Raw genomic sequence first — 9278 nt, forward strand, 5'->3', positions numbered from 1 at the left:
AATGGCACTACCCCGCAAACTGAAAGGGCTGAACCTTTTCAATGATTCAAACAGCTATCAGGGCGTTGTCTCTTCCGTCACCCTGCCGAAGCTCTCCCGCAAGCTGGACGCCTACCGTGGCGGCGGCATGAACGGCGCCGCCTTTATCGACAACGGTCTGGACGACGACGCGCTCGATATGGAGTGGACCATCGCCGGCATGGACGATCTGGCGCTGTCGCAGTGGGGCGGTTCCGCCGTACCGCTGCGCTTTACCGGCTCCTACCAGCGTGACGACACCGGCGAAGAGATCGCGGTAGAGATTGAGGTGCGCGGCCGTCACCAGGCGTTCGACTTTGGCGATGCCAAACAGGGCGAGGACACCGAAACCAAAATCACCACCAAAAACACCTATTTCAAGCTCACCTGGAACGGTAAAGAGCTGATTGAGATCGATACCGTCAACATGGTCGAGAAGGTAAACGGCACCGATCGCCTTGCACAGCGCCGTAAAAACCTCGGCCTGGCTTAACCCTGACGCCAGCGCCTGGCGCTGGCCTTTTATCCTGTCAGAACGCGGAGAGAAGCATGGAACAGAAAGAGAATATCGTTGAATTTGAAACCCCGCTGAAGCGCGGCGATGCGGAGATCGCACAGGTTGAGCTGATTAAGCCAAACGCGGGTTCGCTGCGCGGCGTGCGTCTCGCCGATCTGGCCTCTTCCGACGTCGATGCGCTGCTGACGGTGCTGCCGCGTATTACGCTGCCTGCGCTGACCAGGGCGGAATGCCACAGCCTCGACCCGGTGGATCTGATTGCGTTAGGCGGCAAGGTGATCGGTTTTTTGCAGTCGAAGTCGGCGCCGTCGAATGGCCTGACGGACTGACGGTCAATGACCTGATGGCCGACATCGCCGCCATTTTTCACTGGCCCCTTTCCGAACTGAACGACCTGCCGCTGGCCGAGCTTCTCGACTGGCGGCATAAAGCCCTGATCCGCAGCGGAGCAAATACGGATGAGTGAAGACCTCAAACTGCAGGCGCTGCTGAAGGCGGTTAATCAGGCGCTGCGCCCGCTACAGAGCCTCCAGAACGAAACGCGAAAAGTCACCGACACCATTACCGAAACGCGCCAGAGCCTGGCGGCGTTACAGGCGCAGTCGGCGAAAATCGATAGCTTTCGCGCCACCAGCCGCCAGCTGAGCGACACGCAGCAGAAGCTGAAAGAGGCGAAGGCTGAAACGGCTTCGCTGGCGCTGGCGATGCGCAGCAGCAGCCAGCCCGCCGACGAACAGAGCCGCGCGCTGGAGAAGGCGCGTCGGCAAAGCGCTGCGCTGCAAAGCCAGGCGCAGAGCCTGCGTCTTTCCGTCCAGCAGCAGCGTGAGAGCCTCAACAGCGCGGGCATCGCTACGCGAAGCCTGAGCAGCGAACAGCTGCGTCTAAAAGCGGCGACGGCGCAGACCAGCCTGAATCTTAATGGTCAGCAGCAGCGGTTACAGCAGCTGAACCAGCAGCAGGCGCGCCATAATCAGGTAACGGAGCGCTATCGCGCAGGGCAGGCGCTGGCGGGCAAGATCCGCAGCGCTGGCGCAGCTGGCCTCGGTATGGCGAAAACTGGCTTTACCGCCGGCGCCGCGCTGTTGCGCCCCGGCTACGAGCTGGCGCGCACCGAAGCCGCGCTGCAGGCTAAAACCGGCCTGCAGAAGGGTTCGCCGCAGGCGGCGGCGCTGGATAAACAGGCACGCAGCGTCAGCGTGCAGACGGGCATCCCGGCGCAGGACGTTGCGCAGACCCAGCTCGATATCGCCCGGGCGGGCGGGGCGGTTGAGGACATTACCGCCGCGACGCCGGTCGCGCTGAATATGGCGCAGGTAAACAGCCACTCAGCGGAGGATAACGCCGGTCTGCTGATGGAAACGAAAGCCGCTTTTGGCCTCGACAGCGGCGATATCGCCCATCTTGGTGATGTGCTGAATGCTACCCTCGACCAGACCGGCATGAAGTTTGAAGAGCTGAGCAGCGCCCTGAGCAGCGTCGCGCCAGTGGCGAAAAGCGCAGGCGTCGGCGTTGAGCAGACCTCCGCCATCCTGGGACTGCTGGCGAAGAACCACATTACCGGCGCGGCGGCGGGTGAAGAGGCTGGCGCGGTCATGACGCGGCTGCAGATGCCTGGCGCCCAGCGCACTATCGCCGCGCTCGGCGTACAAACCCGTGATGAAAACGGCGACACGCGGCAGATATTACCGCTGCTGAAAGATATTCAGGCCGCCTTCGCCAGGAAGGGCATGGGCGCGGCACAGCAGGCTGACGTGCTGAAAAATATTTTTGGTGAGAAGGCGGCTTCGTCAGCGTCGCTGCTGGCGCAGGGCGCGTCCAGCGGTGAGCTGGAGACGCTCACCACCTCGGTGCAACAGTCAGATGGCAGTACGGCGCGCATGGCGCAGGCGCAGCAGGATAACCTCGGCGGAGATGTGCAAAAGCTGGACGCCTCAAAAGCGGCTATTGGCGTCGATCTCTACGCGCCGCTCGACGGCACGCTGCGGACGCTGACTCAGGATGCGACGCAGTTCCTGCAGACGGTCGACCAGTGGCTGCAGGATAACCCGACGCTGGCCAGCGGCATCGCCACGGCGGCGGCCGTGGCGCTCACCTTTGTCGGCGCGCTGGGCGCCATCGGTATGGCGGTCTGGCCGGTAGTGAGCGGCGTCGGCGCCATTATGGCTGGCATTGAAATACTCGGCGGGCTTTTCACCGGGGTGGGCGGCGCCATCGTGACCGCCATCGGCGCGATTAGCCTGCCAGTGGTGGGCGTCGTCGCGGCTATCGTTGGCGGCGCGCTGCTGATCCGACGCTACTGGGAGCCAATCAGCACCTTTATCAGCGGCGTCGCGCAGGGGTTTTCTGATGCGATGGGGCCGATTAGCGCTGCCTTCACGCCGCTGCAGCCGGTCTTTAACTGGATCACGGATAAGGTCAAATCTGTATGGAGCGCGTTTACGCAGCTGCTGGAGCCGGTTAAATCGACCCAGGAACAGCTGACCGCGGCAGGCAATATGGGGAAAAGCTTCGGCAATATGCTCGCCGAGGCGCTGAAGGTCCCCGGCCATGCGCTGGATCAACTGATGAGCGGCATCGACTGGGTGCTGAATAAGCTCGGTATCGCCAGCAGCAAAGGCAAAGAGCTGAAAGCGGAGCTGCCGCCAGGCGAGACGGTCGCGCCGGACGGCACTGCGATCGCAGCCGACGGGCTGCAAAAGAGCCTGCCCGTCAGCGGCGTGCCTTATCGACCGGTGGTGACGCCTGCTGCTGGCGGCGGCGCGGTGCAGCAGAACAGCTACACCAGCAATATCACGGTCAATACGCAGTCCAGCATGGATGGCAACGAGATTGGACGAATAGTGCAGCAGCAGATGGATCAGCATCGTATTGAACAACAAAACCGGCAGCGCAGCGCCATGACAGGAGGATTGTACTCATGATGATGATCTACGGCATGCTGCCCTTTATGCGGCAGACGCTGCCCTACAATCAGATGTCACATGACAGCGGCTGGAACTGGCCCAGCAACAACCGCGTCGGCAAACGTGCCGCAGTGCAGTTCACCGGCAAAAGCAACGAAAAGATTTCCCTGAGCGGCGAACTGCGCCCGGAGATTACCGGCGGCCCGGTTAAGGCGCTGGCGTTTCAGCTGCTGGCTGACGAAGGGCGCGCCTGGCCGCTGATCGGCGGCGACGGCACTATCTATGGCATGTATGTCATCGAAAGTTTTAAGACGACGCACAGCGACTTCTACGCCGACGGCAGCGCGCGGGTTATCATTTTTACTCTGGGGCTGCTGCGCGTCGATGATTCGCTGGTCTCGATGTTCGGCGACCTGCAAAAGCAGGGCAGCGAGCTCTGGACGAAGGCGGAAGCGGCGGCGGGCAAGCTCTCTTCTGGCATCAGCAGCGCTGTTGCAACGGTGGGGGGCTTATCTCTGTGAGTGAACTCAGCACGATGGCGATTAAGGCGGGCGGCCAGCTGGCACCCGATTTTATGTTGTGGATCGGCAGCAAAGACGTGACCCCTAACCTGCGCGAGCGTATGGTCTCGCTGTCGCTAACCGACAACCGCGGCTTTGAAGCGGATACATTGAGTATTACGCTGGACGACAGCGACGGCCTGCTTCAGCTGCCACAGCGCGGCACAGTGGTGTCGCTGTTCCTGGGCTGGGTTGGCCAGTTGCATAACAAGGGCGACTATACGGTCGATCAGGTGAGCCATAGCGGCGCGCCCGACGTGCTGACCATCACCGCGCGCAGCGTCGATTTTCGCGGGGAGCTGAACAAGGCGCGTGACGTCTCCTACCATGACGCCACGCTGGGCAGCATCCTGACGCAAATAGCGCAGCGCTGCGGCCTGATTTTGCAGATGGCGGAAGGGTTCGCCGGGATCAAAATCGATCATATCGATCAGACCCACGAAACCGATCCGAGCTTTGTTACCCGGCTGGCGAAACGCTATGGCGCGGCAGCGATTATCAAAGCGGGGCGCCTGCTTTTTTTGCGGCCCGGCAGCGGGGAATTAGCCAGCGGCAAAGCGATCCCAACGGTATTACTGACGCGCCAGCAGGGCGACAAGCACAACTTTATGGTTGCCGACCGCACCAGCTATAAAGGCGTTCAGGCGAAATGGCTTTCTACTCAGGAGGCGAAAACGCATATTTTCCAGATGCAGCGTAAGGCAAAGGCCCCGAACGCCGCCGCTGTCACCCATCCAGATGCGAAAAGCCCGCCAAAGCAAGCGTATGATAACGAAGGCGAATATACCGCAGGTCAAAAAGAGAGCCTGCTGGTGCTGCCGGAGGTCTTTGACAGCAAAGAGGCGGCGAAGCAGGCGGCGGAGGCTAAGTGGAGCGAGATACAGCGCGGCGTGGTTCACTTTACCTTTCAGCTGGCGACAGGACGCGCGGATCTTTATCCTGAAACGCCGGTGCAGGTCAGCGGCTTTAAAACCGTGATTGACGCCAGCGCCTGGATCATTAGCAAGGTGACGCATAACCTGAGCGTTAAAGACGGCTTTACCACCACGCTGGAGCTGGAAATAGACATCTCAGATGTTGAGTATGAAGAAATTAACTAACTAATAGTTAATTAATTTGCTTTTTGTGAGTAATTGAGGCGATAATTGCCTCGTTAACCATCGAGGAACTCACAAATGATGCATTGCCCGCTGTGTCAGAGCGCTGCCCATACCCGCAGCAGCCGTTACATCTCTAACGAGACCAAAGAGCGCTATAACCAGTGCCAGAACATTAACTGCAGCTGCACTTTTAAAACACACGAGAGCGTGACAGGGATGATCGTGACGCCCGGTAAAATCGAGAAGGTCGCGACTGGCAAAAAGCAGGCCGAAGCCCGCGTCTGAGCGCCTGATGAGCAAAGCCCGCGTAAGCGGGTTTTTTTATGGCGGCAGCGCCGCCTCTTGGAGTTCTGTCAATAAGTGTACTGGCGGGAAAGGTGTGGCTTGCCGCGTTGGCAATAACTGTACCCGCTGGCTTTGCGCATAAAAAAACCACCTGTAAAAGGTGGTTTGCTTTAGCTACCAGCTTAGTTCTTGCTTGGTGGCTTTAACGTTCTGTTTATACATTATTTCGAGCGTGGTATAGGTGCACATATCCAGCGCGCCCTGACAATAATCTTTAATGACGCGATCCAGTATCTTCCTGTCGCTCACTTTTGTTAATTTCTTGAATGCTGACAGGTTTTGTTTTTCCATTATACGCAAGGTGGTCGGCTGGCACATATCAAGCTGACCGTCACAGTAATCCGCTTTTACTCGCGCTTGAATGTAGCTGATCACTTCCTGCTTCTGGCTTTCAGAGCCATCAAAGTCCAGCGGATGAATAAAGCCTGCGTTTGCAGTGGCGGAAACGAGTAAAACGGCAGCCCCAAAAAGTAACTTCATGAAGAAATCCTTATCAAAAAAGTAAGCGCTAAGATTAATCCGAATCGATTTAGAAGTGAACTGTTGAAGCGACACAAGCTATGGGTATTGAGAAATTATTGAGCCAGGCCCTGCCTGATGCAGGAGAAAGCCTGTGCAGGCACGCTGAATGGAGGGAAGCGTCTGAAGAAAGATTGAAGTTTTATATTCAGTGCGGCGATGCGGTGAGATAAACGGGGACGGTATAAATAATATCGCCAACGCGGCAGGCGGGCGCATTGGTAAAGCGGTACAGGGTTCCTTTTGTCGAAAGATAAATCGCGCCATTTTCAACTTTCTGGAAGGCGTTACGATCGCTAGTAATCATAAAGGGTTCGTTGTCATGCTGTAGAGCCGCCATAACGGCGCGCTCGTCTTTACTGGCATCGTATAAATAGAAGCGGTAAGAGAAGTCTGTTGTAGCGCCTGCGCTGGCTTCTGTAATGTAGAGGCTTACCTGCCGGGTAACGGGGATCTTTTGCAGTAAGGTTTGTTCTAGCGGGGAGAACTGAATGATTTTAAAAGCTATCCAGATAAAAACAGGCAAAAGTATTAAAAGCAGATAGCGTTTCTTAAAAACCTGCACGTTTCGCATATTCGATACCCATTCTTATCCAGGCCTGATCGTCTGAATCATCGCCATAAGGGGCTGATTTATACCAGTCGCCCAAGGCTGGCGAACTTGTGCCCGCTCGGTTTTGCGCCCATCCCGCAGCCCTGAGCAGAACTTCTGTGGTAATGCCGGCAGCATGTCCAACCGCCCCATAATGAAAGTTACCGAAGTTAGCATATTGCTTGCCGCATATTAATGAGTCAGATTTTATTACTCATCTCGTGAAGTGGAGACTGATAGTTAAAGAGACATACCAGTTCCTGGATAAAAGCTAAAACAAAAAAGCCACCCTGAAAGGTGGCTTTATTATGCTGATTTCACAGCTTAAATTTGGTGGCCCCTGCTGGGTTTGAACCAGCGACCAAGCGATTATGAGTCGCCTGCTCTAACCACTGAGCTAAGGGGCCAGCGGAGCGGGGATTATAATGTATCTGTTTAGAGCGATCCAGCACTCATCCGCCAGATGCTGAAAAATTCTCCAGCGCATGAGTGCTTGATAAAGCTAAACATTTCCAGAACATGCGGCCCGTTTTTATTCAGGCCTGCAAGCGAGCCAGGCAATCAAACCCGCTGTTACCCACAACCGCACCGGCAAATAGCCATCCTCAACTGCGGTAGCGTGACGCTGGCTGGCTCAGCGATAAAAAGGGTACCATCGCGCCGCGCGCCCGATCGTAATCCTGCCACAGCGCGACCTCTTCCAGCGCCGGAATGGTCACCGCTTCGCCCGCCTCCAGGCCCGCCAGCGCGGCATCTACCATATCCTCAACTTCCATAATCATCTGCGGTGGAAGCTCATCGATTGACTTGCCGGAGCGGTCAAAGATCTCGGTACGCGTTGCGCCAGGCAATACCGCCTGCACCTGCACGCCGCTGTTTTCCAGTTCGCGCTGCATAGAGCGGGTCAGCGTCAGCACAAAAGATTTGCTGCCGTTATAGGCGCCGTTGAACATCTCATGCATCAGCGAGAGCACCGAGGCGACGTTAATAATCACGCCGCGTCCGCGCGCGCGAAACGCATTGGCCGCCGCATGCGCCAGACGGGTTGGAGCGATAACGTTCAGCATGAGCATGCTCTGAATGCGCTCGATGTCGGCATCAATAAACTCGCCGTCTACGCTCATGCCAGCGTTATTGGCCAGCAGCGTAATCGCCGTGTTGCTTTGCAGTTCATGTTCGACGCGTTGCAGATCCTCCGCGTTGGTCAGATCGGCGCGCAAAATACGCACCTCAATCTTATGCTGCTGTCGCAGCGTCTGCGCCAGCGTCTCCAGCCTCGCCTGGTCGCGCGCCACCAGTATCAGGTCATAATCGCGCGCCGCCAGGCGTCTTGCATAGGTAGCGCCGATACCGCTTGATGCGCCAGTGATTAAAGCAAAACCTTTTGATGCTGACATAGTAAGCCTCTTTTGTATGATGGTTGTCATATGTGTTGTTAATATGACGATCATCATATTCATCGTCAAGGTAGAATATGATGGTCATAATAATTACTATGAATGGCAGAACGTATCAGCAGGAAAAGAGCGATGGATAAACTAAGCCATAAAGCGCGGACGCGGCAGCGTATTCTGGATGAAGCGGCGCGGGTAATGCGAGAGTGCGGTACTGAGAGCATCGGCGTAGCGTCACTGATGAAGCGCGTCGGGCTGACGCACGGCGGCTTCTATGCGCACTTCGACTCGCGTGAGGCGCTGGTGCAGGCGGTAATCGCCGAGATGTTCACTGACTCAACGCAGCGCATGCAGCCGTTGTGGCAACAGTCCGATCCGGCTGAACGGCTGAACACGCTTATCGACTACTACCTGTCAGAAACGCATCGCGACTCACCCGCCGAAGGCTGTCCCATGCCCGCGCTGGTCAGCGAAGTGGGCCATCTGCCGGAGGAGGCGAAAGCCATCTTTACCCAGGGCGTAGCGTCTATGCTGCAGCGGCTGAGTGAACTGCTCGCCGAGCTTGGGCTGCGCGAGGCTGAGGCGCTGGCCAGCAGCCTGCTGGCAGAAATGGTCGGCGCGCTGGCGCTGGCGCGCGCCTGCCCTGATAAGGCCCTCTCCGCAACAATGCTGGCGCGCAGCCGACAGGCGCTGAAACGTCGCACCGGGCTGGAGCGTGTAGCATGAGCGAGCACAACATAACTGATATTATCGCGCCCGGTCTCGACGTGCTGTTCTGCGGCATCAACCCAGGCCATTCGACGGCGCATACCGGCTATCACTTCGCCCATCCCGGCAACCGGTTCTGGAAAGTGATCTTTCTTGCTGGCTTTACTCGCCAGCAGCTTAAGCCCGAAGAAGAGCAGCGACTGCTGGAGACCGGCTGCGGCATCACTATGCTGGTCGAGCGTCCTACTGTGCAGGCGAATCAGCTGGCTGCTGAGGAGCTGCGCAACGGCGGCGCGCGTCTGACCGATAAGGTGCTTAACTACCAGCCGCGTGTGCTGGCTATCCTGGGCAAAGACGCTTTCAGGCGCGCCTTTAACCAGCGCAAGGTAGAGTGGGGCTTACAGGGGATCTTTATGGGCAAGACTCAGGTCTGGGTGCTGCCAAATCCCAGCGGGCTTAACCGCACCTCACTGGATGAGATCGTCGAGGCATACCGGCAACTTCATGATGCGTTACATAAAAGTCTCTAATAAAACGTGAGCAGGCTCGGCTTACCGCCGACTGGCAATTGTTCCCCGGCACCATCTTGGCTAAACCAGGTACTGGCTTATATAAGGGGAGT

The 9278-nt window shown here is 57.4% G+C and carries 13 protein-coding genes and 1 tRNA gene; 9 read left to right on the forward strand and 5 right to left on the reverse strand.

What is annotated here, in order from left to right; translation table 11 throughout:
* The first annotated feature begins 1 nt into the window (after position 1).
* From MHZ89_RS15470 to MHZ89_RS15500, 7 genes are all read left to right on the forward strand, one after another.
* Entirely contained in the window at positions 2 to 511 is a 510-nt protein-coding gene (locus MHZ89_RS15470; protein ID WP_120454851.1) for a phage major tail tube protein, read from the forward strand.
* Positions 512 to 567: 56 nt separating this feature from the next.
* Positions 568 to 864 (forward strand): phage tail assembly protein, encoded by a 297-nt coding sequence (locus MHZ89_RS15475; protein ID WP_120454849.1) that lies wholly within the window; start codon positions 568 to 570, stop codon positions 862 to 864.
* A 14-nt stretch (positions 865 to 878) separates the two neighbouring features.
* Complete coding sequence (locus MHZ89_RS15480; RefSeq protein WP_120454847.1) at positions 879 to 1001, forward strand: GpE family phage tail protein; 123 nt, start codon at positions 879 to 881, stop codon at positions 999 to 1001.
* Positions 994 to 3456 (forward strand): phage tail tape measure protein, encoded by a 2463-nt coding sequence (locus MHZ89_RS15485; protein ID WP_311783765.1) that lies wholly within the window; start codon positions 994 to 996, stop codon positions 3454 to 3456. Before MHZ89_RS15480 ends, MHZ89_RS15485 begins: the two co-directional genes overlap by 8 nt.
* Positions 3453 to 3959 (forward strand): phage tail protein, encoded by a 507-nt coding sequence (locus MHZ89_RS15490; RefSeq protein WP_311783766.1) that lies wholly within the window; start codon positions 3453 to 3455, stop codon positions 3957 to 3959. The genes MHZ89_RS15485 and MHZ89_RS15490 overlap by 4 nt, the downstream gene beginning before the upstream one ends.
* Before the next feature lie 14 nt (positions 3960 to 3973).
* Positions 3974 to 5098: a contractile injection system protein, VgrG/Pvc8 family gene (locus tag MHZ89_RS15495; protein ID WP_311783956.1), complete on the forward strand. Its 1125-nt coding sequence runs from the start codon at positions 3974 to 3976 to the stop codon at positions 5096 to 5098.
* A gap of 75 nt (positions 5099 to 5173) precedes the next feature.
* A complete protein-coding gene (locus tag MHZ89_RS15500) occupies positions 5174 to 5383 on the forward strand; it encodes an ogr/Delta-like zinc finger family protein (RefSeq protein WP_311783767.1) in 210 nt (69 codons plus the stop codon).
* Between the two features lie 174 nt (positions 5384 to 5557).
* Here the strand turns inward: MHZ89_RS15500 and MHZ89_RS15505 are convergent, their stop codons facing one another.
* The 5 genes from MHZ89_RS15505 to MHZ89_RS15525 form a co-directional block, all read right to left on the reverse strand.
* Entirely contained in the window at positions 5558 to 5923 is a 366-nt protein-coding gene (locus MHZ89_RS15505; RefSeq protein WP_311783768.1) for a hypothetical protein, read from the reverse strand.
* 187 nt (positions 5924 to 6110) lie between these two features.
* Entirely contained in the window at positions 6111 to 6536 is a 426-nt protein-coding gene (locus tag MHZ89_RS15510) for a hypothetical protein (RefSeq protein ID WP_311783769.1), read from the reverse strand.
* Positions 6514 to 6765, reverse strand: a complete 252-nt coding sequence (locus tag MHZ89_RS15515; RefSeq protein WP_311783957.1) for a polymorphic toxin type 44 domain-containing protein — start codon at positions 6763 to 6765, stop codon at positions 6514 to 6516. Before MHZ89_RS15515 ends, MHZ89_RS15510 begins: the two co-directional genes overlap by 23 nt.
* Positions 6766 to 6885: 120 nt before the next feature.
* Positions 6886 to 6961 (reverse strand) — tRNA-Ile (locus MHZ89_RS15520).
* A 198-nt stretch (positions 6962 to 7159) separates the two neighbouring features.
* Positions 7160 to 7951, reverse strand: a complete 792-nt coding sequence (locus tag MHZ89_RS15525; protein WP_311783770.1) for an SDR family oxidoreductase — start codon at positions 7949 to 7951, stop codon at positions 7160 to 7162.
* A gap of 132 nt (positions 7952 to 8083) precedes the next feature.
* Here MHZ89_RS15525 and MHZ89_RS15530 point away from each other — a divergent pair, with 132 nt between their 5' ends.
* The gene (locus MHZ89_RS15530; protein WP_311783771.1) at positions 8084 to 8674 is read left to right on the forward strand and encodes a TetR/AcrR family transcriptional regulator; all 591 of its coding nucleotides are present in this window, start codon (positions 8084 to 8086) and stop codon (positions 8672 to 8674) included.
* Entirely contained in the window at positions 8671 to 9186 is a 516-nt protein-coding gene (mug, locus tag MHZ89_RS15535) for a G/U mismatch-specific DNA glycosylase (protein ID WP_311783772.1), read from the forward strand. Before MHZ89_RS15530 ends, mug begins: the two co-directional genes overlap by 4 nt.
* Positions 9187 to 9278 lie beyond the last annotated feature (92 nt).

Source organism: Pantoea sp. ACRSB (assembly GCF_022346905.1).
Classification (GTDB): Bacteria; Pseudomonadota; Gammaproteobacteria; order Enterobacterales; family Enterobacteriaceae; genus Pantoea; species Pantoea piersonii.

Coding starts and splice junctions, on each gene's coding strand:
- MHZ89_RS15500 (WP_311783767.1), top strand. CDS start 5,174: ATGATGCATTGCCCGCTGTGTCAGAGCGCTGCCCATACCCGCAGCAGC.
- MHZ89_RS15495 (WP_311783956.1), top strand. CDS start 3,974: ATGGCGATTAAGGCGGGCGGCCAGCTGGCACCCGATTTTATGTTGTGG.
- MHZ89_RS15480 (WP_120454847.1), top strand. CDS start 879: ATGGCCGACATCGCCGCCATTTTTCACTGGCCCCTTTCCGAACTGAAC.
- MHZ89_RS15485 (WP_311783765.1), top strand. CDS start 994: ATGAGTGAAGACCTCAAACTGCAGGCGCTGCTGAAGGCGGTTAATCAG.
- MHZ89_RS15490 (WP_311783766.1), top strand. CDS start 3,453: ATGATGATGATCTACGGCATGCTGCCCTTTATGCGGCAGACGCTGCCC.
- MHZ89_RS15530 (WP_311783771.1), top strand. CDS start 8,084: ATGGATAAACTAAGCCATAAAGCGCGGACGCGGCAGCGTATTCTGGAT.
- mug (WP_311783772.1), top strand. CDS start 8,671: ATGAGCGAGCACAACATAACTGATATTATCGCGCCCGGTCTCGACGTG.
- MHZ89_RS15525 (WP_311783770.1), bottom strand. CDS start 7,951: ATGTCAGCATCAAAAGGTTTTGCTTTAATCACTGGCGCATCAAGCGGT.
- MHZ89_RS15510 (WP_311783769.1), bottom strand. CDS start 6,536: ATGCGAAACGTGCAGGTTTTTAAGAAACGCTATCTGCTTTTAATACTT.
- MHZ89_RS15475 (WP_120454849.1), top strand. CDS start 568: ATGGAACAGAAAGAGAATATCGTTGAATTTGAAACCCCGCTGAAGCGC.
- MHZ89_RS15470 (WP_120454851.1), top strand. CDS start 2: ATGGCACTACCCCGCAAACTGAAAGGGCTGAACCTTTTCAATGATTCA.
- MHZ89_RS15505 (WP_311783768.1), bottom strand. CDS start 5,923: ATGAAGTTACTTTTTGGGGCTGCCGTTTTACTCGTTTCCGCCACTGCA.